This window comes from Paraburkholderia silvatlantica, assembly GCF_003096715.1.
Taxonomy (GTDB): Bacteria; Pseudomonadota; Gammaproteobacteria; order Burkholderiales; family Burkholderiaceae; genus Paraburkholderia; species Paraburkholderia silvatlantica.
The window spans coordinates 48,524-72,029 of record NZ_QEOL01000001.1; the positions used below are offsets into that span (position 1 = coordinate 48,524).

A 23,506-nucleotide genomic window follows, 5' to 3' on the forward strand; every position below is an offset into this window, starting at 1 on the left:
GCTGATTTGGGTCTCCGGCGGCATCGTGCGCAGGCCGGCACACGCTGTCTGACGGAAGGATTGCGGCAGGCGTTTTCCTGTACGGGTATTTCCCCATCGCCCGGCTTGATGGTGCTCGTCAAACTGACTCCATCCTCCAGAGTCTTTCCCAACTCACCTACCCCCTAAAGCAAAAGGAGGATCTATGGCAAAGCGTATTGCCTACGTGACCGGCGGCATGGGCGGCATCGGAACGGCCATCTGCCAGCGTCTGCACAAGGATGGCTACACGGTGATCGCGGGCTGCGGCCCGAACTCGCAGCGCAAGGCGCGCTGGCTCGACGAGCAGAAGGCGCTTGGCTACGAGTTCGTCGCCTCCGAAGGCAACGTGGCCGACTGGGACTCCACGGCCGCTGCGTTCGAGAAGGTGAAGAAGGACGTCGGCGAAATCGATATTCTGGTCAACAACGCCGGCATCACGCGCGACGTCGTGTTCCGCAAGATGACGCACGAAGACTGGATCGCGGTGATCGACACCAACCTCACGAGCCTCTTCAACGTCACGAAGCAGGTGATCGACGGCATGATCGAGCGCGGCTGGGGGCGGGTGATCAACATCTCGTCGGTGAACGGGCAGAAAGGCCAGTTCGGTCAGACAAATTACTCGACGGCCAAGGCCGGCATTCACGGCTTCACAATGGCGCTCGCCCAGGAGGTGGCGACCAAGGGCATCACGGTCAACACCGTTTCGCCCGGCTATATCGGCACGGACATGGTGAAGGCGGTGAAGCCCGAAGTCCTCTCGAAGATCGTCGACAGCATTCCGGTGCGGCGGCTCGGCGAACCGGCGGAAATCGCCTCGATCGTGGCGTGGCTCGCGTCCGACGAAGCGGGCTTCTCGACTGGCGCGGACTTCTCGCTCAATGGCGGTCTGCACATGAGCTGAGCGTTGCCGCGGCTTCCTTGCGCGGGGCTAGTTGGCATAACGAAGTGATCTGGCGGGAGCGGCGGGATGCCGGCTCCCGCTTTGTATTCTGGGGCGATGGGTTGTTCCGGGTCTGGCTGGCCGGCGATATGCAACAGGGAATGCTCCGGTTCGCCCGGTCGAAGGGGCGGGCGCGAGCGTTCGCGTCACGCGTTCCGTTTGCGACGCACCAGGCGACAGTTCTTTCTAGACTATCGTCATGGCCTCGACCCGCGACCGCAATCCGCCCTCACCGCCGCTTTCCCGCTATCGAAAAAAGCGGGACTTCGATGTCACGCCTGAACCGGCGCCGTTGTCTGCCCACGCGCCCGCTGAAAATGGACCTCTGGGCTTCGTTGTGCAGAAGCACTGGGCGAGCCGGCTGCACTACGACTTTCGGCTCGAACTCGACGGGGTGCTGCTGTCGTGGGCCGTACCCAAAGGCCCGTGTTACGACCCGAAGGAAAAGCGGATGGCCATTCACGTGGAGGACCATCCTGTCGACTACGCGGTCTTTGAAGGCACGATTCCGGCAAAACAATACGGCGCCGGAGACGTGATTGTCTGGGACCGCGGCACCTGGGAACCCGTCGGCGATCCGCGTGAGGGAATGACTGCCGGCAAGCTCGTCTTCCGGCTCCACGGCGAAAAGCTTGCCGGACTCTGGGAACTGGTTCGCATATCCAGGCCCGGCGACAGGCAAGACCCGTGGATGCTGTTCAAGAAGCGCGATGCGTGGGCGCAGCCGCTTGCCGATTACGATGTCATCAAGGCGCTTCCCGACAGCGTTACCGCGAGGCCGCTCGGGCTCATCGAGGAACGAGCGCCGAGGGTGGCGAGGCCGGCAAGCAGCGCGTCGTCGGAGATAGACCTTGGCGCGGCGGTTTCTGCTCCGTTGCCCGCCAGACTCGAGCCCCAACTCGCGACCCTGGCGCCTGCACTACCCGCAAGGGGTAACTGGATAGCCGAAGCCAAGCTCGACGGCTATCGCATGCTGTCCCGCGTCGCCAAAGGCCGGGTGCGACTCATCACACGAGGTGGCCAGGATTGGACAGCGAAGTTTCCCGCGCTTGCAGCAGAGGTCGAAGCGCTTGCGCTCGGCAGTGCGTGGCTGGACGGCGAAATTACCGTCCTCGAAGATGGCATTCCCAGTTTCGCTGCACTGCAAGATGCGATAGACGGCAACGCGAGCCAGGACATCGTCTACTTCCTGTTCGACCTGGTGTACCTCAACGGGAAAGACCTCAGGAAGGTGCCGCTATGGTCGAGGCGCAGGCTTCTCGCGCAGCTTCTTGCGCATGCCGGCGAGCACATCCGGTTCAGCCAGGACTTTGAGGCGCCCCCTGCGCAACTGTTCGAGGCCGCCTCGGGCCTGGGCCTCGAAGGCCTCATGCTCAAGCGCCGCGACGCGCCCTATGAATCGGGGCGGACGCAGACGTGGCTCAAGGCGAAGTCCCGATTCCGGCAGGAACTGGTCATCTGCGGCTTCACGGGCCGAGGCGGCAAAGACGGCGAGGTCGGCAGCCTGCTGCTGGGTTATTACGCAGACGGCAAGCTTCACGACGCCGGAAGCGTCGGCACCGGCTGGGACGCCAGGACCGCGCGGGACCTGTGGGCGCGGCTGGCGCCGCTCGAAGTCGATGCGGCACCATTCGACACCGCTGTCGCGAGGCCCCGCCGCTGGGCCCGGCGCTCGGCCGGCAGCGAGCGGTGGGTGCGCCCGGAACTCGTCGCCGAGGTCGAATTCGCGGACTGGACTGCCGATGGTGTCATCCGGCAAGCCTCCTTCCGGGGTCTGCGAATCGACAAGCCGGCAACGGGCGTCATAAGGGAAGGCGGAAAGACGCAGGCGCCCCAGCCGCAGCCGAAGCTGAAGATCACGCATCCGGAGCGCGTCGTCGACCCATCGACCGGTATCACGAAGGCAGACCTGGTCCGCTACTACGCGAGTATCGCCGAGCGGATGCTGCCACACCTGTTGGCCCGGCCCGTTACGATGGTCCGCGCGCCTGCAGGCATTGCCGAAGAGCTGTTCTTCCAGAAACATGCCGAGAGAACAGGCATACCCGGATTGACGGCTCACGACCGCAGTCTCTGGCCGGATCATCCGCCTTTGTTGACCATCGATACGGTCGACGCGCTGCTGTCGGCGGCACAGATGAACGCCGTCGAGTTTCACACGTGGAATTCAACCGTTCGACGCCTCGAGAAGCCCGACAGGGTCATCTTCGACCTTGACCCAGGCGAAGGCGTGAAATGGGGACGCGTTCAGGAAGCGGCGCTCCTGGTGCAAACGTTGTTGTCGGAGCTGGGCCTGCAAGCCTGGCTGAAGACGAGCGGCGCAAAGGGCTTGCACGTCGTCGTGCCGCTTGCCCCGCAGCTGGGCTACGATCCGGTCAAGGCATTCTCGCAGGCATTCGTGCGGCATCTGGCGAAGACGATTCCCGAGCGCTTTTCGGCGACCTCCGGGGCTTCGAACCGGGTCGGAAAGATCTATGTCGATTACCTGCGCAACGGCAAGGCGCAGACCACCGCTGCGGCATTTTCCGCGCGGGCGCGACCCGCAATGGGCGTCTCGATGCCGGTCTCCTGGGCGCAACTGAATGATCTCAAGGGCGGGGCGCAGTGGACAGTCCAAACGGCCCGCGAGTACCTCAGCTTCCAGCAGCAGGACCCCTGGGCGGATTACTGGACGGGGGCGCAATCGTTGGCATCGGCGATAAAGCTCCTAAAATGAAACCACCGCTGGTCGGCGGCGGCACGCGCTTTGCGTAAGCGACTGCCGAACATGCAAATCCGCGAGGAGAAGTCCATGCCCGCCCGCTCAATCGCTTCCCTGACGCTGTCCTTCGGGCTCGTTTCGATACCGGTGAAGCTCTATACCGCCACTGAGAGTTCGTCCGACGTCCGGTTTCACATGCTGGCGCCCGACGGCTCGCGCGTGAAGCAGCAATACGTCTCCGAGAAGACGGGCGATGTTGTCGAGCGCTCGAGCATGAACAAGGGCTACGAATTCGAAAAGGACCGTTTCGTGGTCTTCACCAGCGACGAGCTAAAAGCCCTGGAAGACGCTGCGAGCCATGTCGTCGAAATCATGGCCTTCATCCCGGAAGAGGCGATTAACCCGGTCTTCTACGACAAGGCCTACTACATTGCGCCGGACAAGCGAGGCGGCAAGCCGTACAGCCTGTTGCAGCAGGCGCTCGTAGAGAGCGGCCGCTGCGCGCTGGCGAAATGGGCGTCGAAAGGACGGACGCGGATCGTGCAGGTGCGCCCCGAGGAAGACGGGCTCGTCTTTCAGCAATTGCTTTACGCCGACGAGGTGCGCTCGCTGGCCGACCTGCATGTCGAACGTGTCGACGTATCCGATACCGAGATGAAACTCGCGCTGCAGATTATCGAGCAGGGTGCTGAAGACAATTACGATCCGACTGCGTACGAAGACGAAGAGAAGAAGCGCATCCTCGCAGCCATCGACGAAAAGATCGCCGGCAAGCAGGTCGTCGTTCACGAGGCTGACGAAGAACGGGCCGGCGGCGGACAGGTTATCGACCTGATGGATGCCTTGCGTGCGAGCTTGAAGGGTGGCGCAAAAGCGAAAGCCGCTGCGGCGCCCAAACGTGGCAAGAGCGCGGAGCCCGTTACCGAGCTTCCTGTCGCGCCCAAAACGCGCAAGCCGCCGGCGCGTGCCGCCAAGGCACCCGCTGAAGCGCCTGCAAAGGTGCGGGCACGCAAGTGACGCCGCAAGCCGCCGCGCGCGAGATATCGATGCGCGAATTGCAGGCCATGCTGGGCGTTACCCGGAGGGTGGTATCAGGTCTCATTGCCGCTGGCTTCGTGAAGCCGTCACGAGGGCCGCGAAACGCCTACCGCTTCACGTTCCAGGACGCCGTGCTGCTGCGTACGGCGTTGCAGCTGCGCGATGCGCGCATTGCGCCGCGCAAGATCATCATGGCGCTCACGCGGCTCAGGGACGAGTTACCTGACGAATTGCCGCTTACGGGAATTCGCGTATCGGCGGTCGGTAACGACGTGGCGGTGCGAGCCGGCCCTTCGCAATGGGATGCCGCCACCGGTCAGTTCCTGCTCGATTTCGAAGTTGCGCAAATCAAGGGCGATGTCGTGTTTCTCGATTCGGCGCCTGCACAGAAGAATCTGGCGCATCAGGCGCACGAGTGGTACGACCTTGGCGAGCAGTTGAGAGCAGCCGATGCGAGCGGTGCCGAACGGGCGTACAGGAAGGCCATCGCGCTATCGCCGCACCCTTTTTATGCTGCCTTCGTTGACCTGGGCGCGCTGCTGTGTGAGCTCGAATCCCGCTGCGAGGATGCGCTGCATGTATTCGACGAGGCGTTGGCTCACTTCCCCAACGATGCCGTGCTGCACTTCAATCGCGCGATTGCGTTCGAGGAACTGGGACGCTTCGAAGACGCTGAGCGAAGCTATACACGCTGCCTCGAACTCGACCCGACGTACGCGGACGCTCACCACAATCTGGCGATGCTGCTCGAAAGACGAGGCGACCCGCAGGGCCTCGTCCGCCATTTGAACGCGTATCGGCGGCTGACGACCTGAACCGTGCAGAAGGCGGCAAGCTGGCCGCATCGGTTTTCGCCGCGCGATTATCGCGCGCCTGGCTCGCGGCCGTGCGTGCCGTAAATGTCGGCGCTCACCTGCCGCAACGCCTCGATCATCACGCTCGCCGCAGGCGTAAGGAGCCCGTCCGCACGCGTGATGATGCCGAAGTCGTCCATCTGGCAATCCATCGGCACCGGCAGGATCGCGACCATGCCGTGCGCCGCGTAGTAGCGCGCCACGTCCTCGGTGAGCACGGCGATCATGTCGCTTTGCTCCAGCACGCGCGTGATGAAGAGCAGCGCGGGTGTCTCGACCACGTTCGATGGGGGCGCGAGGCTCGCGCGCTGGAACATCAGCTCGAAGCGGTGGCGCAGCACGCTGCCGACCGGCGGCACGACCCAGGTGGCGCGCGCGATGTCGGCGAGCGCGATCGGTCGGGCTTGGTCCTGCGCCGCCACAAGCATGGGATGCCCCGGCCGGACTACGGCGCACACGGGCTCGCCCGCGAGCGGCTCGTAACGCAGCTGGAGCTTGTCGTGCTCGGCGGAAAGACGGCCCAGCACCACGTCGAGCTTGTCTTGCGCCAGGTGTTCGAGCAGCACGTTGCTGGCGTCGATTTCTACGGATACGCGCAGGTTCGCATGCGTGCGCTTGACCGCCGCAACGGCCGCCGGCAGCACGCGCACGCCCGGCGAGGTGATCGCGCCCACCGCCACGTGGCCAAGACGCCCGGCCTTCAGTGCGCTCAATTCCTCTTGCGCCTGGTCGAGGCTGCCGAGCACGGCGCGCGCGTGGCGGATCAGTGCGTCGCCATACAGCGTGGGCCGCATGCCGCGCGGCATGCGCTCGAACAGTACCGCGCCGAGCATGTCCTCGAGCTCGCGCAGGAGCTTCGAGGCGGCGGGCTGCGTCATGTTCAGCGCCGCCGCCGCGCGGTGAATGTTGCCTTCCTCCGCCAGCGCCACGACGAGGAGCAGTTGCCGCGTTTTCAGCCGCGTGCGCACGTACCAGGGGCTCGTATCGAGCATGTTTTTCGCCTGTTTTCCCAAATAATATTAGGTGTTTATACCAATGCTGATTTCGATATCGGAAGCGTCCATTATTTCATTAGAAGGTTATCAGACTTCTCCATAGACTGTGCCGAATCCATCGCTCGAATCAATCGGCGAAGCACTCGGCGAACTACCCGCTCCACAAGACGAACACGATGTCGGATACCCAACCCAAACTGCGCTCCCAACAGTGGTTCGGCACCACGGACAAGAACGGCTTCATGTACCGAAGCTGGATGAAGAACCAGGGCATTCCCGATCACGAATTCGATGGTCGTCCGATCATCGGCATCTGCAACACCTGGTCGGAACTCACACCCTGCAATGCGCATTTCCGCAAGCTCGCGGAGCACGTGAAGCGCGGCATTTATGAGGCGGGCGGCTTTCCGGTCGAGTTCCCGGTGTTCTCGAACGGCGAGTCGAACCTGCGCCCCTCGGCCATGCTTACGCGCAATCTCGCCTCCATGGACGTGGAGGAGGCGATTCGCGGCAACCCCATCGACGCCGTCGTGCTGCTGTGCGGCTGCGACAAGACCACGCCCGCGCTGCTGATGGGCGCGGCGAGCGTGGACGTGCCCGCCATCGTCGTGACCGGCGGCCCGATGCTCAACGGCAAGCACGAAGGCCGCGACATCGGCTCCGGCACGGTGGTCTGGCGGCTGCACGAAGAGCTGAAGGCGGGCGAGATCGACTTGCACCAGTTCCTTTCGGCAGAGGCGGGCATGTCGCGCTCGGCGGGCACCTGCAACACCATGGGCACCGCCTCGACGATGGCCTGCATGGCCGAATCGCTCGGCGTTTCGCTGCCGCACAACGCCGCGATTCCCGCCGTCGATTCGCGCCGCTACGTGCTCGCCCATATGTCGGGCATCCGCATCGTGCAGATGGCGCTGGAAGACCTGAAGCTCTCGAAGATCCTCACGCGCGAAGCGTTCGAGAACGCGATTCGCACGAACGCGGCCATTGGCGGCTCGACCAACGCCGTGATCCACCTGAAGGCGATCGCGGGCCGCATTGGCGTGGACCTCGAACTCGAAGACTGGCAGCGCATTGGCCGCAACACGCCGACCATCGTCGATCTGCAGCCTTCGGGCCGCTTCCTGATGGAAGAGTTCTATTACGCGGGCGGGCTGCCGGCGGTGCTGCGCCGGCTCGGCGAAGCGAATCTGCTGCCGCATCCCGACGCGCTCACGGTCAACGGCAAGTCGATCTGGGATAACGTGCGCGAGGCGCCCAGCTACAACGACGAAGTGATTCGTCAACTCGACAACCCATTGATCGCAGACGGCGGCATCTGTATCCTGCGCGGCAATCTCGCGCCGCGCGGCGCCGTGCTCAAGCCGTCGGCGGCCACACCCGAGCTGCTCAGGCATCGTGGCCGCGCCGTGGTGTTCGAAAACTTCGACCACTACAAGGCGACGATCGGCGACGAATCGCTCGACGTCGACCGCGACTCCGTCCTCGTGATGAAGAACTGCGGCCCGCGCGGCTACCCCGGTATGGCCGAGGTCGGCAACATGGGCCTGCCGCCCAAGCTGCTGCGCCAGGGCGTGAAGGACATGGTGCGCATTTCGGATGCGCGCATGAGCGGCACGGCTTACGGCACGGTGGTCTTGCACGTGGCGCCCGAAGCGGCGGCGGGCGGCCCGCTCGCGGCGGTGCGCAACGGCGACTGGATCGAGCTGGACTGCGAATCGGGCCGCCTGCATCTGGACATCAGCGACGAGGAACTCGCGCGCCGTCTGAGCGATGTCGATCCGGCGGCCGCGCCCGGCGTGGCGGAGCAGCTGGGCAAGGGCGGCTATGCGCGCCTGTATGTCGATCACGTGCTGCAGGCCGACGAGGGTTGCGACCTCGACTTCCTCGTGGGCAAGCGTGGAGCGGGAGTACCGCGGCATTCGCATTGAGCGTTTGATGCAATGAGTCAGGGCGCGCCGGCGCCCTGAGCGGGGCAGAGACGAAGGGCAGACCGGTCAAGAGAAAGAACGAGGTTGGAGACACGATGACGAACCCGCAGGTGCTGCAACACGAAAGCCCCGCTGCACGGGCAAGCGCCGGCAGCGAGGAAAAGCACATCGTCGGCCATATCGCGCGCCGGCTGCTGCCTTTTCTCGCGCTGATCTATGTGGTGGCGTACGTCGATCGCACCGTGGTCGGCTTCGCGAAGCTGCACATGAACGCGGCCGTGGGCCTGTCCGACGCCGCCTACGGCCTCGGCGCCGGCCTCTTCTTCATCGGCTATTTCCTATGCGAAGTGCCGAGCAATCTCGCGCTCGCGCGCTTCGGCGCGCGCGTGTGGTTCGCGCGCATCCTCTTCACGTGGGGCGTGATCACGATGCTGATGGCGCTCGTGAGCGGCCCGAAGAGCTTCTACGCGCTGCGCTTTTTGCTGGGCGCGGCGGAGGCCGGTCTCTACCCCGGCATTCTGTATTTCCTCACGCAGTGGTTTCCCATGCGCCACCGCGCGCGCGTGATCGGCCTGCTGGTGCTCGCGCAGCCCATCGCGGGCATCGTCACCGGGCCGATTGCGGGCGCGCTGCTCGAAACGCACGGCTTTTTCGGCATGTCGAACTGGCAGACGCTCTTCGTCGTGAGCGGCCTGCCCGCCGTGCTGCTGTGCATCCCCACACTGCGTCTGTTGCCCGAATCGCCCGCGCACGCGCGCTGGCTCGACGGCACCGAGCGCCGCTGGATCGAGCGCGAACTCGCCGCCGACCGGCGCGCCTACCGGCTCGACACGCATCGCAACCCGTTTGGCGCGCTCAAGGATCGCCGCGTGCTGCTGCTTGCGCTGCTGTTCCTGCCGTTTCCGCTGTGCATCTATGGTTTGTCGCTCTGGTTGCCTACCATTATCAAGGCGTTCGGCGTGAGCGATTCCACGGCGGGCCTGCTTTCCGCGGTGCCGTATCTGTTCGCGGTCGCGGGCTTGCTGATCGTGCCGCGCCATTCGGACAAGCATCGCGAACGCTACGGCCACATCGTCGTGGTCTCGGGCGTCGCGGCGCTGACGATGGCCGCGAGCGCGTGGTTCCACGCGCCGGCGCTGCAACTGCTGTTCATCTGCCTGACCGCGTTTTCGATCTACTCGATTCAGGCCGTGGTCTGGGCGCTGCCCGGCGAGTTCCTCACCGGCGCGAGCGCGGCCGTGGGGATCGCGACGATCAACTCGCTCGCGAATCTCGGCGGCTATCTCGGCCCCTATGGCATCGGGCTCATCAAGGACGCGACGGGCAGCCTGGCGGCCGGGCTTTACTTTCTCGCGGCCACGCTGGTGTTCGCGGTGCTCGTGACGTTCGCCGTGCGCGCGGTGCTGCGCACGCCTCGCCGCAGCACGGGAGAACTGGCGGGCGAATCGTGAAGGCGCGGCCTGACACCTTTTCTCAAGCAGGACTGAAGACATGACTACGAGCCGTACGCCCCGCTACCGGGGCATTTTCCCCGTCGTGCCGACCACGTTCACCGAAACGGGCGAACTGGATCTGGCAAGCCAGAAGCGCGCCGTCGACTTCATGATCGACGCAGGCTCGGACGGCCTGTGCATTCTCGCCAACTTCTCGGAGCAGTTCTCGCTCTCCGACGACGAGCGCGAACGCATCACGCGCACCGTGCTCGAGCACGTGGCGGGCCGCGTGCCCGTGATCGTGACGACCACGCACTACGGCACGCCGGTTGCCGCCGCACGCAGCAAGCGCGCGCAGGAGCAGGGCGCGGCGATGGTGATGCTCATGCCGCCGTATCACGGCGCGACCTTCCGCGTGCCCGAGCAGCAGATTTACGACTTCTACGCGCGCGTGTCCGATGCGATCGACATTCCAGTCATGATTCAGGACGCGCCCGCGAGCGGCACGGCGCTTTCCGCCGCGTTCCTCGCGCGCATGGCCCGGGAGATCGAACAGGTCTCGTACTTCAAGATCGAAACGCCGGGCGCGGCGAACAAGCTGCGCGAACTGATCAAGCTGGCAGGGGAGGCCGTCGAAGGCCCGTGGGACGGCGAAGAAGCCATCACCTTGCTCGCGGACCTGAACGCCGGTGCGACCGGCTCGATGACGGGCGGCGGGTTCCCGGACGGCATTCGGCCGATTATCGAAGCCCACCGCGAAGGCCGCGCCGACGACGCATTCGCGCTTTACCAGAAGTGGCTGCCGCTCATCAATCACGAAAACCGCCAGGCCGGCCTGCTCGCCTGCAAGTCGCTGATGAAGGAAGGCGGCGTGATCGAGTGCGAACTGCCGCGGCACCCGCTGCCCGCGATGCATCCCGCGACGCGCGCCGAGCTGATCGACATTGCGCGCCGCCTCGATCCGCTCGTGCTGCGCTGGGGTCAATAAATCATTCGTCATGCAGAATAAAAAATCTCCCTGAAAAGAAGGGGCGGAGATACGTCATGAAAGCGTCCTATACGTTGGGCATCGCCGGCGTCGGCAAGATTGCGCGCGACCAGCATCTGCCCGCCATTGCGGGCAATCCGGGCTTCGAACTCGTCGCGAGCGCGAGCCGCAACGCGCACGTGGAGAACGTGCGCAATTACAAGGACATCGGTGCGCTGCTGGCGGCCGAGTCCGATCTCGACGCCGTCTCGCTGTGCGCGCCGCCGCAGGTGCGCTACGCGCAGGCGCGCGCCGCACTGGAAGCGGGCAAGCACGTCATGCTCGAGAAGCCGCCCGGCGCGAGCGTGAGCGAAGTCGAGGCGCTGCGCGAACTCGCGCAAAAGCGCGGGCGCACGCTGTTCACCACGTGGCATTCGCGCTGCGCGAGCGCTGTCGAGCCCGCGCGCGCGTGGCTCGCCGAGCGCACGATTCGCGCCGTGCACGTGCGCTGGAAGGAAGACGTGCGCCGCTGGCACCCGGGTCAGCAGTGGATCTGGGAGCCGGGCGGCCTCGGCGTGTTCGATCCGGGCATCAACGCGCTTTCCATCGTCACGCGCATCCTGCCGCGCGAAGTGCTGCTGCAGGGCGCGACGCTGCAAGTGCCGGCCGACTGTGCAACGCCGATCGCGGCGCAACTCGACTGCATCGACACCGATGGCGTGCCCGTGCGCGCCGAGTTCGACTGGCGCCACGGTCCGGTCGAGCAATGGGAAATCGATGCGGAAACCACGGACGGCCTGCTCTCGATCGCCGAAGGCGGCAAGCGCCTCACGATCGCGGGCGAGCCGGTCGCGCTCGATGCGGAACGGGAATATGCGGCGCTCTATGAGCGCTTTCACTGGTTGATCGCACACGGCACCGACGACGTGGACGTGCGCCCGCTGCGCCTCGTGGCGGACGCGTTTCTGCTTGGCAGGCACGTCGAAGTCGAGGCCTTCGGCCATTGAAGACGCTTCTTTCAAGCGCTTCTTTCCAGCCTTACACACACGCATTACACACGCAGTACACCACCACACCTGAGGAGACAGGAGCATGACCAGCAAGATCCGCCGTTTGACCCTTCGTGCCGCATTCGCGGCGATGTGCATCGCCCCGCTCGGCATGAACGTAGCGGCGCACGCCGACTCGCCCGTGAAGATCGGCTTTCTCGTGAAGATGCCGGAACAGGCATGGTTCATCAACGAGCAGAAGGCCGCTACGGCGCTCGGCCAGAAGGAGAACTTCTCGGTGGTGAACATCGGCACGCCGGACGGCGAGAAGGTGCTCGCCGCCATCGACAACCTCGGCGCGCAAGGCGCACAAGGCTTCGTGATCTGCGCGCCGGACGTGCGGCTCGGGCCGGCAATCCAGGCGCGCGCCAGGCGCTACAACATGAAGTTCGTCACGGTGGACGACCAGCTCGTCGACTCGTCGGGCAAGCCGCTCGCCAACGTGCCGCACCTTGGCATGTCGGCGTTCAAGATCGGCAATCAGGTTGGCCAGGCGATCGCCGAAGAAATGAAGCGTCGCGGCTGGAAGCCGGAAGAAGTGGGCGCGCTGCGCATTACCGACTATGAACTGCCCACGGCGAAGCTGCGCACGGACGGTGCGACGCAATCGCTGCTGGCGGGCGGCTTCAAGAAGGAAAACATCTTCGACGCCCCGCAAAAGACCACCGACGACGAAGGCGGCTTCAATGCGGCGTCGCCGGTGCTCGCCCAGCATCCGAACATCAAGAAGTGGGTGGTGTTCGCGCTCAACGAAGAAAGCGTGCTGGGCGCCGTGCGCGCGACCGAACAGCTGCACATCCCTTCGGCTGACGTGATCGGCGTGGGTATCAACGGTGCAGGCGAAGCGTTCGCCGAGTTCCAGAAGAAGCAGCCTACGGGCTTCTACGGCACCATCGCCGTGAGTTCGACGAATCACGGCAAGGAAAGCGCCGAGAACCTCGTCGACTGGATCCGCGACGGCAAGCAGCCCGCCGCCGACACGCAGACCACCGGCAAGCTGATGACGCGCGACAACTGGACGGCCGTGCGCGCCGAGCTGGGTATCTAAGGACTGCGTAGAAGACTGAGGCGAAGCAAAGGGCAGGGATGCAATGACTGAAACCATGACTGATGCGAACGTGCAAGCGAACGCGAACGCGGTGAAGGGCGCTCAACAGGGGACTCGCGCGTATCTGGAACTCGACGGCATGACCGTGAGCTTTCCGGGCGTGCGCGCGCTCGATCGCGTGGCGCTGCAAGTGCGTGCCGGCGAAGTGCACGGCTTGATGGGCGAGAACGGCGCGGGTAAATCCACGCTGCTGAAGGTGCTCTCGGGCGTGAACCAGCCGCAGGAAGGCACGCTCAAGCTGAATGGCGTGGAGCACCGCTTCACGACCACGAAGGCGGCGCTCGAAGCGGGTATCGCGATCATCTATCAGGAACTGCATCTCGTGCCCGAGCTGACGGTGGCGGAAAACCTGATGCTCGGGCAGTTGCCCAACCGCCTCGGCGTGCTCGACGAAGGCACGCTCGTCAAGCGCGCGATGGATGAACTCAAGCGGCTGGGCGAGCGCATCGATCCGCGCACGCCGGTGAAGCATCTCTCCATCGGCCAGCGTCAGATGATCGAAATCGGCAAGGCGCTCATGCGCGACGCGCGCGTGATCGCCTTCGACGAACCGACCAGCTCGCTCTCGGCGCGCGAAACGGAGAACCTGTTTCGCATCATCAACGCGCTGCGTGCGGATGGCCGGGCGATCATCTATGTCACCCACCGCATGGACGAAGTCTATGAGCTCTGCGACCGCGTGACGGTGTTCCGCGACGGCAAGCGCATCGAGACGTTCGATTCGGTGGCCGATCTCGATCGCAATCGCCTGATTGCGGCGATGGTGGGCCGCTCGATCGAGGACGTGTACGGCTATCGTCCGCGCGCAGCGGGTGACGTGCTGCTCGAAGCGAAGGGCCTGCTGGGTCCCGGCCTCGTCGAGCCGGTGTCGTTCACGGCGCGGCGCGGCGAGATCGTCGGCTTCTTCGGGCTCGTGGGCGCGGGTCGCTCGGAACTCATGAAGCTGATTTACGGCGCGACGCGCGCGAGCGCCGGCCACGTCGAGCTCGACGGCCAGCGCGTCAATTTCGCCAGCCCGCGCGACGCCGTGCGCGCGGGCCTCGCGCTATGCCCCGAGGACCGCAAGCAGGAAGGCATCGTCGCGATCGCCTCGGTGGCCGACAATCTCAACATCAGCGCGCGCCGTCACTTCAGCCCCGCGCGCTTCCTGCTCGACGCGCGGCGCGAGCGCGATCTTGCGCAGGACTACATCAGGAAACTCGCGATCAAGACGCGCAATGGCGACACGGCCATCGGCACGCTGTCGGGCGGCAACCAGCAGAAGGTGATTCTTTCGCGCTGGCTCGCCGAGCGCATCGAGGTGTTCCTGATGGACGAGCCCACGCGCGGTATCGACGTGGGCGCGCGCGCCGAGATCTACAACCTGCTGTACGAGCTTGCGGAAGCGGGCAAGACCGTCATCATGGTGTCGAGCGACCTGGCCGAAGTGATCGGTGTGTCGGACCGCATCATCGTCATGCGCGAAGGCCGGATTGCGGGCAGCCTGCCGAAGGCCGAAGCCTCGCCCGACGAACTGATCAAGATGGCGCTGCCGCGCTGAAGCCTGTTTATTTTGCCTTGCCGGTCGCGTCTGAAAACGGCGTCAAGCGACGCCCGCGACCGATCCGAAACGATGAACCAGAAATGAGTGAAGCCATGCAGCCACAGGGCACGCCTACCGTCAACGAAGCCGCCGCGCCGATTACCCCCCAGCGCGCGCGGGCGTGGGACATGATCAACAAATCGGGCATCGTGGTGGTGTTCGTGGTGCTGTTCGCGGTGCTATCCGCAACGGTGCCCGACTTCCTCACGACCCGCAACATTCAGGGTCTGCTGCTCTCCGTCACGCTGATCGGCTCGATCGCCGTCACGATGATGTTCGTGCTCGCGCTCGGCGAGGTCGATCTTTCGGTCGCCTCGATCGTCGCGTTTTCGGGTGTGGTGGCCTCCACCGTCATCACGCAGTCACATAGCGTGATGCTCGGCATTGCGGCCGGCGTGCTCGCGGGCGGCGCGGTGGGGCTCGTGAACGGCGTGCTGATCGCGCGCTTCAAGATCAACTCGCTGATCGCCACGCTCGCGATGATGGAGGCGGTGCGCGGCCTCGCGTTCCTCACCTCGAACGGCGACGCCGTGATGATCTCGGAAGAGCGCTTCTTCGATCTGGGCGGCGGTTCGTTCCTGGGCATTTCGTACCCGATCTGGAGCAACATCATCGGCTTCGTGGTGTTCGGCTTCCTGCTCAAGAAAACCGTGTTCGGCAAGAACGTGCTCGCGGTGGGCGGCAACAGCGAAGCGGCGCGGCTTGCCGGCTTGCCGGTCACGCGCATCAAGATCACGGTGTTCGTGCTGCAAGGGCTCATTACGGGTTTTGCGGGCGTGATGCTGGCCTCGCGCATGAGCCTCGGCGACCCGAAGACTTCGGTGGGCCTCGAACTCGGCGTGATCTCGGCTTGCGTGCTGGGCGGCGTGTCGCTCACGGGCGGCGTGGCGACCATTTCGGGCGTGCTGGTGGGCGTGCTCATCATGGGCGCGGTGCAGGACGCCATGAGCCTCATGAATGTGCCGACGTTCTATCAGTACCTGATTCGCGGCGGCATCCTGCTGCTCGCGGTGCTGTTCGACCAGTTCCGGCGCAGCAAGCGGGCGGTGTGAGGCAAGCGCGTGTCGCCGGGCCGCAACGCGGCCCGGGCGAACGGAGCGTCAGTCAGCGGGCCTCAAGTCTCCAGGCCCGCCCCGCCCAGAATCGAGTTGGCATCGGCGCGCGCATTATCGAGCTGAACGACGCTCGCCTGGCGCGCCGCGAGCGCATCGCCGTGCTCGATCGCCGTGAGAATCGCCTTGTGGCGCGGCAACGAAAGCGCATGCGTGTTGGGATGGCGGCTCGTGAGCTTGATCGACTCGGAAAGCGCGAGCGAGAGCATGTTGCCGATGTACGCCAGCATGTTGTTATGCGTGGCCGCCATGATCGCGCGGTGGAATTCCAGATCGGGCTCGAGCAGGTCGGCGGCGGTCTGCGCCTGCTCCATGCGCGCGTAGGCCGCGGTAATGCGGGCGCGGTCTTCGTCGTTTGCTGAAATCGCGGCGAGCGCGGCGGCGGCGGGCTCGATGATCTGCCGCACGGTCATGAGCGAGCGGAAGAACTCGCCTTCCGGAATGCTGTTGACGGTCCAGTACAGCACGTCGGGGTCGAGCATGTGCCATTCTTCGCGCGGCCGCACGACACTGCCCACGCGCGGCTTCGAAACCACGAGGCCCTTGGCGACCAGCACGCGCGTGGCCTCGCGCAGCACGGGGCGGCTCACGCCGTAGGTCTCGCACAGCGTGGGCTCGGGAGGCAGGCGCTGCCCGGGGGCGAGCGTGCCGCCTACGATCTGCATGCCGAGCTCCTGCACGATGCGCGCGTGCATGCTCTTGCGTTTCTCTAGATTGCGGTAATCCATGATTGTCCGGCCGGGGGCTACCCGATCGGAGCGTCCCCCCTGTTTGCAGGCCCGCTACGCGCTGTTGGCGCGCATGGCCCGATATTCCCGCCGCACGATATCCATCAGCTCAGCCACCGATGTATTGGCGCTGTGCTGCTCGTATGTCACGCGGCCTCGCTGCATCAACATGATGCGATCCGCAATATCGAGCGTCTGCGCATAGTTGTGCATGATCATGATAATCGATAGGCCGCCTTTTTCCTTCAAACGCATGATGAGATCGATGATCAGACCCGCTTCGCGCGCTCCCATTGCGGCGAGCGGCTCGTCGAGCAGGAGGATTCTCGCGTTCGAATGCACGGCGCGCGCGACCGCGATGGCCTGGCGCTGACCACCCGAGAGCCGCTCCACAGGCAGGTCCACCGAGGGCACGTGCACGCCGATGTCGTCGAGCAGTTGCGCCGCGCGCTGGCGCATCTGCTTGTGGTCGAGCAGTCTGAAGGGCCCGCGCCGCACGATTTCGCGGTTCAGGAACATGTTGTGGTAAATGCTCAGCGAATTGGCGAGCGCGAGGTCCTGATAAACGCATTCGATGCCGAGCGAGCGCGCATGGTCCACCGAGCGCAGCAGCGTTTCGCTGCCGTCGATCTGCAGCGTGCCGCTCGTTTGCTGGTGAAAACCCGTGAGGATTTTCACGAGCGTGGACTTGCCCGCGCCGTTGTCGCCGAGAATGCCGAGGATTTCGCCGCGGCCGAGCGTGAGCGAAACGCCGTCGAGCGCCGTCACCGCGCCGAAGCGCTTGACGATGTTGTCGGCCCGCAGGGCGAGCGGCGCGTCGGCCGTGGCGCTCGCGCCGCCGGGGGAGGTTTGCGATTCGTCCATCATCGGCTCCCTTTGCGGCGCAGGCGCCCGACGTGGATGTTGAAGACCATGGCGGCGAGAATCGCGGCGCCGAGAATGATGTTGAAGGTGAACGCGTTGATGCCGATGAGCGTGAAGCCGTCGTTGAGAATGCCGAGCACCGCCGCACCGATCAGGCCGCCCACGATCGTGCCCGAGCCGCCCGTGAGCGGCGTGCCGCCGATCACGGCCGAAGCCACGGCGAGGAACATGATCTGGTTGCCGCCCGCCTGCGGGTCGATCGAGGTGATGCGAAAGCCTTCCAGAATGCCGGTGAAGCCCGCGAGCACGGCGGCAATGATGAAGTTGCCGAGGCGCAGCCGGTTCACATGAATACCGGCTTCGCTCGCGCCCAGCGGATTCGCACCCGCCGCCTGCGTATGCAGGCCCCAGCGCGTATGCCGCAGCAGCACATGCATCGCGAACGCGATCGCCACGGTCCAGATGATCTCGCTATAGCCCCAGGCGCCCATGAAGGCCGCAAATTCGGGGGATCCCGGCGTCTGCACCGGCGTGCCGCGCGAGATCGTGAGCGTGATGCCGTTGATGAGGAAGAGCGTGCCGAGCGTCGTGACGAACGAAGGCAGGCGCAGCCACACGGTCACGGCGCCGTTCACGAAGCCGACGATGCCCGCGGCCACGAGCCCCGCGATCACGGCGAGCCACATGGGCGCGCCCGCGTCGTTGGCGAACACCATCATGAACGGCGCGAAGGCGAACACCATGCCCGCCGACAGATCGATGTCGCCGCCGATCATCAGCATGATTTCGCCGAACGCGATGATCGCCACCGGCGCGATGAACTGCGAGAGGTTGACGAGACTCGCGTTGGTGAGCAGGAAGTCCCGGTTGGAAAATTCGAAGTACGCCGCGAGGATCATCGCCACGAGCAGGATGCGCAGCTCGGGCGCCCACGCGGAGAGCCATTGCCCGCGCGGGCGGACAGCAGCCCGCGCGGCGACTTCAGCCTTGCCAGTTTCGTTCACGGAGTCCATCACTCGTAGTTCGTTGCGTGCAGTTCGTCAAGACTTGATCGCGCCGCTCATCGGCACGATTTGCGGCTTGGTGGTCTTGCCTTCGAAACGCGTCGAGGTGTTCAGGTACGGCTCGACGGTTTCCTTCGTCACGAACTTCAGACCCGTGTTCGTGTCGGCCGGGCCGACCAGACCGCCGGAGGCGAGGGTCACGAACGCCTGCATCACCGTATAGAAGCCCTGCACGTACGGCTGCTGGTCGATCGTGAAGTCGAGGAAGCCTTCGTGAATGAGCTGAACCGTGGTGGGCAGCAGGTCGAAGCCGCCGCCGTGTACGCCCTTCGAAGGCAGGTTGTTTTCCTTCATCACCTGCGCGACGCCCTGCGTGCTGCCCGCATCCACGGCGAACATGCCTTTCAGGTCCTGGTGGCCCAGGTAGAACGACTTGATCTTCGAAAGCTCTTCGTTGACGGTCGCGCCCGTGGCCACGGTCTGGATGTCGATCTTCTTGCCGGACTTCTTGATGGCGTCGCTCGCGCCGTCCAGACGCGGCTGGATGTTGAGCTGGCCGGGCGTGGCGATGAACAGGCCGACGAGGCCGCTGTCGATCAGGCTCACGATGCGCTCGCCCATCTGGTAGCCCGAGAGATACAGGTCCTGGCCGATATAGGCGAGGCGCGGGTTCTTCTTGCCGCGCGGCGCGTCGGCGTTATAGGCGAAGACCGGAATGCCCGCGTCGAGCGCCGCCTGAATCGGCTTGTCGAAGGCGGTGGGGTCGACGATCGGCACCGCGATCGCATCGGCCTTCGCGGCGATCGCCGCATTCACGGCGCGCACCATTTCGCCCGCGTCGGAGGTGGCCGAGCCGGTCCACTGGTAGTCCATGTTGAGCAGCGAGCATGCGTCCTGAATGCCGTATTGCGTAGGCACGAAGAACGGATTCGTGGTGACGTGGTTGACGAACACGATCTTCCACTTCTTGTGCGAAGGGAAGCCCGATTCGGCGGCCTGCGCCGTGGAAATGAATCCGCCGCCGCCCACCGCGCCGAGCAGCGAAAGCGCAGCACCCAGGCCCGCACCCTGCATCAGGCCACGCCGGCCCGTGTCGATCAAGCTCTTACCGTCTTTTGCGTCATCCCGATCCTGCGCCATGTTTTCCTCCGGTCTTGTCATCGTGGTCGATGTAGTCGACTTTCGTCGAAAAGCGTGCAGATACTGGCCAGTACCGGGGGAACGCGCGAGACATCCGCAGCGAACGTGTGTTCGCCAGGCGCCGACGGTACCGCAAAAATCTTAGTGCAGCGTGATGAGGCCTCCTAATCCATGTATACCCCTAACTACTCCACAGGCCCTCGCGCAGCGGCGGGTCGCCCATGACAGGCGGCTTACGCACCGCCTTTCGCCTCCTGCATGTGCGGCGGCGGGCTGGCGAGCCTTGCCTGATCCATCGGCGTAGCGGCTTGCCCCCGTGCGGTGCGCGGGGCGCCGCGTCCCGTGCCGGTCGATTTGCGGCGCGCGGCGTGGCGCTCGGTTGCGCGCTGCATGAGGCAGAACGCGCAGAGCAGCGCGCCGATCACGATGCGCGTCCACCACGAGCTGAGCGTGCCGTCGAAGGTAATGAGCGTCTGGATCGTGCCCAGAATGCCCACGCCGAACACAGAGCCGATCACATAGCCCACGCCGCCCGTGAGCAGCGTGCCGCCGATCACCGTCGCGGCGATGGCGTCGAGTTCCATGCCTTGCGCCTGCAGCCCGTAGCCCGAGAGCACGTAGAGCGTAAACACCACGCCGCCGAGCGCCGAGCAAAAGCCCGAGAGCGCGTAGACGCCGATCTTGGTGCGTGCCACCGGCAGGCCCATGAGCAGCGCGGAGCGCTCGTTGCCGCCGATCGCGTAGACGTTGCGCCCAAAGCGCGTGAAGTGCGCGATGACGATGCCCGCAGCGAGCATGGCGATGGCCGTGAGCGAGCCCGTGGTGAGCGAGCCGCTGCCTACTGGAATGCTGAATTCGGATAGCGCGTGAAAACCGGGGTCGTTGATCTGGATGGATTCGGTGGTGATGAGAAAGCAGGTGCCGCGCGCGAGGAACATGCCCGCGAGCGTGATGATGAAGGGCTGCAGCCGGAAGAAGTGGATCAGCGCGCCCATTGCCGCGCCATAGAGCGCGCCGCAGAGCAAAACGAGCGGCACGACGACGAGCACGGGCCAGTGCAGCTTCTCGGTGCCCACGGCGCAGAGGATCGTCGTGAGCGCAACCACGGCCCCCACCGAAAGATCGATGCCGCCCGAGATGATCACGAACGTCATGCCGATGGCGACGATCAGCAGGAACGCGTTGTCGACCAGCAGCCCGAAGGCCACCTGCAGCGAGAAGAACCCCGTGTACATGACCGAGCCGAAGCCGAACAGCACGGCAAAGAGCACGACGGTCACCACGATGGGCAGCACGCGCGGATCGACGAAGCGGGTGGCGCCGCGCCGGCACGCTGCGAGCGTGTTCGAAAAGGACAGGGCTGGGCGGTTCATGCTCGGCTTCCCCCGAATGGGTGCGCTTCGTGCTCAGGCGCGCGCGCGGCGCGCGAGAGCGAGGCGTTTGAGTTGTTGAAAAGCGAAGGTGCGCGCGGCGGGCGACTGGATCAGGCACACGAGCAGCACGACCACGGCCTTCACGACGAGCGTGGCCTCGGGCGGCACGCCGATCGAATAGGTGGTGTAGGTGAGCGTCTGGATGATGAGCGCGCCGAGCACCGTGCCCGCGAGACTGAAGCGCCCGCCCAGCAGCGACGTGCCGCCGAGCGTCACGGCGAGAATCGCGTCGAGTTCGAGCAGCAGGCCCGCGTTGTTGCCGTCCGCGCTGCGCACGTTCGAGCTGATCAGAATGCCGGCAATCGCGGCGGTCACGCCGCAGAACGCGTAGGCGCCGAACACCACGGCTTGCGACGACAGGCCCGCAAGCCGCGCGGCCACCGGATTCACGCCGATCGAGCGGATGAAGAGGCCGAGCGCCGTGCGGTTGACGATGAGGGCAGTGAGCACAGTCACGGCGAGCGCGATCCACACGGCGCACGGGATGAGCGCGAAATAGCCGCCGCCCGCGAAGAGATAACCGGGCGCGCCGATGGGGATGATCTGGCCGCCCGTGAGCAACTGCGCCACGCCGCGGCCCGCCACCATCAGGATGAGCGTGGCGATGATCGGCTGCATGCCGACGAACGCGACGAGCAGCCCGTTCCAGATGCCGGCGAGCAGGCCCACCGCGAGCGCCGCGCCGAACGCGAGACCCACGCGCGAAGGATCGGCGGCGAGCACCGTGGCGGCAGCCGCACCGGCGATCGCCACGACGGCGCCCACGGAAATGTCGATGCCGCGCGTGGCGATCACGAGCGTCATGCCGAGCGACACCACGACGAGCGGCGCGGCGCGCATGAGGATGTCGATGGGCGCGCCGAACAGGTGGCCGCCCAGCATCGTGATCGAGAGGAAGTTGCCGCGATGCGCGACATCGACGACGAACAGCGCGATGAGCGTCACCGCGGGCCACACCAGCGGATGCCGGATGACGAGCGAAAGCCAGGCGGGGAGGGCGGGGCGCGTCATCGACGGTCTCCGGCAATGAGGTCGTAGACTTCGTGCTCCGAGCGCGCCGCGCCCGAAAGCTCGGCCACCTTGCGCCGGTCGCGCAGCACGGCGATGCGGTCGGAGACGCGCACCACCTCGCTGATCTCCGACGAAATGAACAGGATGCCGAGGCCCTTCGCGCAGAGCGCGCGCACGCGGTCCATGATTTCGAACTTGGCGGCCACGTCGATGCCGCGCGTCGGTTCGTCGAGTATCAGCAATCGTGGCCTGGTCGCGAGCCAGCGCGCGAGCAGCACCTTCTGCTGGTTGCCGCCCGAAAGCAGGCCGATAGGCTGCTCGGCGTCGCGTGCCTTGATGCCGAGCTGCTCGATATATTCGTTGGCCAGTTCGCGCTGGCGCGAGCGCCGGATCATGCGCCACCAGCCGAGTTGCGCCTGCAGCGCGAGCACGATGTTTTCGCGGATCGACAGATCGGCGACGATGCCTTCCTTTTTGCGGTCTTCGGGGCAATAGGCCATGCCGTGGCGCACGGCGTCGCGCGGCGAGGAGAGCTTGACGGCTTTGCCGTTGATGTGCACCGTGCCTGCATCGGCTTTGTCCGCGCCGAAGAGCAGCCGCGCGGTCTCCGTGCGGCCGGAGCCGAGCAGGCCGGCCAGGCCCAGAATCTGCCCCGGCTGCACTTCCAGATCGAGCGGATTGAGCACGCCGCGGCGCGCCACGCCCTGGGCCGCAAGATAGGGCGCGGTATCCGTTGCAGCCGTTTCGCCGTGCGCGGCTTCGGCTTGCGTGAGCCGCTCGCCCGCGTTCTGCAGGCCCACCATCTTCGCGACCAGCGTTTGCACCGGCAGATCGGCGGCGAGATATTCGCCTTCGCGCTCGCCGTTGCGCATCACCGTGATGCGATCGGAGATGGCGTAGGTCTGCTCGAGAAAATGCGTGACGAACAGGATCGCGATGCCCGACGCCTTGAGCTTGCGCAGCACCTCGAAAAGGCGCGCGACTTCGCCTTCGTCGAGGCTGGAAGTCGGCTCGTCGAGAATCAGGATGCGCGCATCGACGGACACTGCGCGCGCAATCGCCACCATCTGCTGCATGGCGATGGGGTAGGTGTCGAGCGATTGCGTCACGTCGAGCGAGAGATTCAGCTCCGCGAGCGCTTCTTGCGCGCGGCGATGAATCGTTTTCCAGTCGATCAGGCCGAGGCCGCGCCTGCGCGGCTGGCGGCCCGCGAAAATGTTCTCTGCAACCGAGAGATTCGGGCAGAGATTGACTTCCTGGTAGAGCGTCTGGATGCCGGCGGCTTCCGCCATCTGCGGCGTCGGGAAGTGCACGGCCTCGCCCGCGAGACGTATCTCGCCGGCCTCGGGCTGGTGCACGCCGGTCAGCACGTTGATGAGCGTGGACTTGCCGGCGCCGTTCTGGCCCATCAGCGTATGGATTTCGCCGGGGTACAGACGAAAATCGACCCGGTCGAGCGCGCGCACGCCGGGGAAGGTTCGGGTAAGACCGACGGTTTCGAGTATCGGGGAAACGCTCATGGGCAACCGTGAAAGAGGCCATCGAGCGCGCGGCGTGCTTAGTAAGCCTCTTAAATATTAAGGGATACGAAACAC

General features: G+C 65.3%; 19 protein-coding genes. 11 read left to right on the forward strand and 8 right to left on the reverse strand.

Annotated elements, in window-relative coordinates; genetic code table 11:
- The first annotated feature begins 184 nt into the window (after positions 1-184).
- The 4 genes from C7411_RS00225 (at position 185) to C7411_RS00240 (ending at position 5,518) form a co-directional block, all read left to right on the forward strand.
- A complete protein-coding gene (locus tag C7411_RS00225) occupies positions 185-925 on the forward strand; it encodes a 3-ketoacyl-ACP reductase (protein WP_110382579.1) in 741 nt (246 codons plus the stop codon).
- Positions 926-1,163: 238 nt separating this feature from the next.
- On the forward strand, positions 1,164-3,680 hold the full coding sequence (gene ligD / locus C7411_RS00230; protein ID WP_110382580.1) for a DNA ligase D: 2,517 nt from the start codon (positions 1,164-1,166) through the stop codon (positions 3,678-3,680).
- Between the two features lie 75 nt (positions 3,681-3,755).
- A complete protein-coding gene (ku, locus tag C7411_RS00235; RefSeq protein ID WP_110382581.1) occupies positions 3,756-4,682 on the forward strand; it encodes a non-homologous end joining protein Ku in 927 nt (308 codons plus the stop codon).
- A 29-nt stretch (positions 4,683-4,711) separates the two neighbouring features.
- Complete coding sequence (locus C7411_RS00240) at positions 4,712-5,518, forward strand: tetratricopeptide repeat protein (RefSeq protein ID WP_181431299.1); 807 nt, start codon at positions 4,712-4,714, stop codon at positions 5,516-5,518.
- A gap of 47 nt (positions 5,519-5,565) precedes the next feature.
- Here the strand turns inward: C7411_RS00240 and C7411_RS00245 are convergent, their stop codons facing one another.
- On the reverse strand, positions 5,566-6,549 hold the full coding sequence (locus C7411_RS00245) for a LysR substrate-binding domain-containing protein (protein WP_110382583.1): 984 nt from the start codon (positions 6,547-6,549) through the stop codon (positions 5,566-5,568).
- 179 nt (positions 6,550-6,728) lie between these two features.
- Here C7411_RS00245 and C7411_RS00250 point away from each other — a divergent pair, with 179 nt between their 5' ends.
- The 7 genes from C7411_RS00250 (at position 6,729) to araH (ending at position 15,671) form a co-directional block, all read left to right on the forward strand.
- Positions 6,729-8,480 (forward strand): IlvD/Edd family dehydratase, encoded by a 1,752-nt coding sequence (locus tag C7411_RS00250; RefSeq protein WP_110382584.1) that lies wholly within the window; start codon positions 6,729-6,731, stop codon positions 8,478-8,480.
- A 95-nt stretch (positions 8,481-8,575) separates the two neighbouring features.
- Positions 8,576-9,931, forward strand: coding sequence for an MFS transporter (locus tag C7411_RS00255; protein ID WP_110382585.1), 1,356 nt, complete (start codon positions 8,576-8,578; stop codon positions 9,929-9,931).
- Positions 9,932-9,971: 40 nt separating this feature from the next.
- Entirely contained in the window at positions 9,972-10,901 is a 930-nt protein-coding gene (locus tag C7411_RS00260) for a dihydrodipicolinate synthase family protein (RefSeq protein ID WP_110382586.1), read from the forward strand.
- A 56-nt stretch (positions 10,902-10,957) separates the two neighbouring features.
- Positions 10,958-11,887, forward strand: coding sequence for a Gfo/Idh/MocA family protein (locus C7411_RS00265; protein ID WP_110382587.1), 930 nt, complete (start codon positions 10,958-10,960; stop codon positions 11,885-11,887).
- Between the two features lie 85 nt (positions 11,888-11,972).
- The gene (locus C7411_RS00270) at positions 11,973-12,977 is read left to right on the forward strand and encodes an arabinose ABC transporter substrate-binding protein (RefSeq protein ID WP_110382588.1); all 1,005 of its coding nucleotides are present in this window, start codon (positions 11,973-11,975) and stop codon (positions 12,975-12,977) included.
- Between the two features lie 55 nt (positions 12,978-13,032).
- On the forward strand, positions 13,033-14,577 hold the full coding sequence (gene araG / locus C7411_RS00275; RefSeq protein WP_373682553.1) for an L-arabinose ABC transporter ATP-binding protein AraG: 1,545 nt from the start codon (positions 13,033-13,035) through the stop codon (positions 14,575-14,577).
- 83 nt (positions 14,578-14,660) lie between these two features.
- Positions 14,661-15,671, forward strand: coding sequence for an L-arabinose ABC transporter permease AraH (gene araH / locus C7411_RS00280; RefSeq protein WP_110382590.1), 1,011 nt, complete (start codon positions 14,661-14,663; stop codon positions 15,669-15,671).
- Positions 15,672-15,733: 62 nt separating this feature from the next.
- Here the strand turns inward: araH and C7411_RS00285 are convergent, their stop codons facing one another.
- The 7 genes from C7411_RS00285 to C7411_RS00315 all read right to left on the reverse strand — a co-directional run bounded on the left by C7411_RS00285 (position 15,734) and on the right by C7411_RS00315 (position 23,431).
- Positions 15,734-16,459 (reverse strand): FadR/GntR family transcriptional regulator, encoded by a 726-nt coding sequence (locus tag C7411_RS00285; protein ID WP_110382591.1) that lies wholly within the window; start codon positions 16,457-16,459, stop codon positions 15,734-15,736.
- A gap of 54 nt (positions 16,460-16,513) precedes the next feature.
- Complete coding sequence (locus C7411_RS00290) at positions 16,514-17,323, reverse strand: ATP-binding cassette domain-containing protein (protein ID WP_110382592.1); 810 nt, start codon at positions 17,321-17,323, stop codon at positions 16,514-16,516.
- The gene (locus C7411_RS00295; RefSeq protein WP_110382593.1) at positions 17,323-18,336 is read right to left on the reverse strand and encodes an ABC transporter permease; all 1,014 of its coding nucleotides are present in this window, start codon (positions 18,334-18,336) and stop codon (positions 17,323-17,325) included. The genes C7411_RS00290 and C7411_RS00295 overlap by 1 nt, the downstream gene beginning before the upstream one ends.
- A 27-nt stretch (positions 18,337-18,363) precedes the next feature.
- Positions 18,364-19,467, reverse strand: coding sequence for a sugar ABC transporter substrate-binding protein (locus C7411_RS00300; protein ID WP_110382594.1), 1,104 nt, complete (start codon positions 19,465-19,467; stop codon positions 18,364-18,366).
- A 233-nt stretch (positions 19,468-19,700) separates the two neighbouring features.
- Complete coding sequence (gene yjfF, locus C7411_RS00305; protein ID WP_110382595.1) at positions 19,701-20,840, reverse strand: galactofuranose ABC transporter, permease protein YjfF; 1,140 nt, start codon at positions 20,838-20,840, stop codon at positions 19,701-19,703.
- Positions 20,841-20,873: 33 nt separating this feature from the next.
- On the reverse strand, positions 20,874-21,911 hold the full coding sequence (locus C7411_RS00310; RefSeq protein ID WP_110382596.1) for an ABC transporter permease: 1,038 nt from the start codon (positions 21,909-21,911) through the stop codon (positions 20,874-20,876).
- Positions 21,908-23,431 (reverse strand): sugar ABC transporter ATP-binding protein, encoded by a 1,524-nt coding sequence (locus C7411_RS00315; protein ID WP_110382597.1) that lies wholly within the window; start codon positions 23,429-23,431, stop codon positions 21,908-21,910. The genes C7411_RS00310 and C7411_RS00315 overlap by 4 nt, the downstream gene beginning before the upstream one ends.
- Between the last annotated feature and the right edge of the window lie 75 nt (positions 23,432-23,506).

Coding starts and splice junctions, on each gene's coding strand:
- C7411_RS00225 (WP_110382579.1), top strand. CDS start 185: ATGGCAAAGCGTATTGCCTACGTGACCGGCGGCATGGGCGGCATCGGA.
- ligD (WP_110382580.1), top strand. CDS start 1,164: ATGGCCTCGACCCGCGACCGCAATCCGCCCTCACCGCCGCTTTCCCGC.
- ku (WP_110382581.1), top strand. CDS start 3,756: ATGCCCGCCCGCTCAATCGCTTCCCTGACGCTGTCCTTCGGGCTCGTT.
- C7411_RS00240 (WP_181431299.1), top strand. CDS start 4,712: ATGCGCGAATTGCAGGCCATGCTGGGCGTTACCCGGAGGGTGGTATCA.
- C7411_RS00245 (WP_110382583.1), bottom strand. CDS start 6,549: ATGCTCGATACGAGCCCCTGGTACGTGCGCACGCGGCTGAAAACGCGG.
- C7411_RS00250 (WP_110382584.1), top strand. CDS start 6,729: ATGTCGGATACCCAACCCAAACTGCGCTCCCAACAGTGGTTCGGCACC.
- C7411_RS00255 (WP_110382585.1), top strand. CDS start 8,576: ATGACGAACCCGCAGGTGCTGCAACACGAAAGCCCCGCTGCACGGGCA.
- C7411_RS00260 (WP_110382586.1), top strand. CDS start 9,972: ATGACTACGAGCCGTACGCCCCGCTACCGGGGCATTTTCCCCGTCGTG.
- C7411_RS00265 (WP_110382587.1), top strand. CDS start 10,958: ATGAAAGCGTCCTATACGTTGGGCATCGCCGGCGTCGGCAAGATTGCG.
- C7411_RS00270 (WP_110382588.1), top strand. CDS start 11,973: ATGACCAGCAAGATCCGCCGTTTGACCCTTCGTGCCGCATTCGCGGCG.
- araG (WP_373682553.1), top strand. CDS start 13,033: ATGACTGATGCGAACGTGCAAGCGAACGCGAACGCGGTGAAGGGCGCT.
- araH (WP_110382590.1), top strand. CDS start 14,661: ATGAGTGAAGCCATGCAGCCACAGGGCACGCCTACCGTCAACGAAGCC.
- C7411_RS00285 (WP_110382591.1), bottom strand. CDS start 16,459: ATGGATTACCGCAATCTAGAGAAACGCAAGAGCATGCACGCGCGCATC.
- C7411_RS00290 (WP_110382592.1), bottom strand. CDS start 17,323: ATGGACGAATCGCAAACCTCCCCCGGCGGCGCGAGCGCCACGGCCGAC.
- C7411_RS00295 (WP_110382593.1), bottom strand. CDS start 18,336: ATGGACTCCGTGAACGAAACTGGCAAGGCTGAAGTCGCCGCGCGGGCT.
- C7411_RS00300 (WP_110382594.1), bottom strand. CDS start 19,467: ATGGCGCAGGATCGGGATGACGCAAAAGACGGTAAGAGCTTGATCGAC.
- yjfF (WP_110382595.1), bottom strand. CDS start 20,840: ATGAACCGCCCAGCCCTGTCCTTTTCGAACACGCTCGCAGCGTGCCGG.
- C7411_RS00310 (WP_110382596.1), bottom strand. CDS start 21,911: ATGACGCGCCCCGCCCTCCCCGCCTGGCTTTCGCTCGTCATCCGGCAT.
- C7411_RS00315 (WP_110382597.1), bottom strand. CDS start 23,431: ATGAGCGTTTCCCCGATACTCGAAACCGTCGGTCTTACCCGAACCTTC.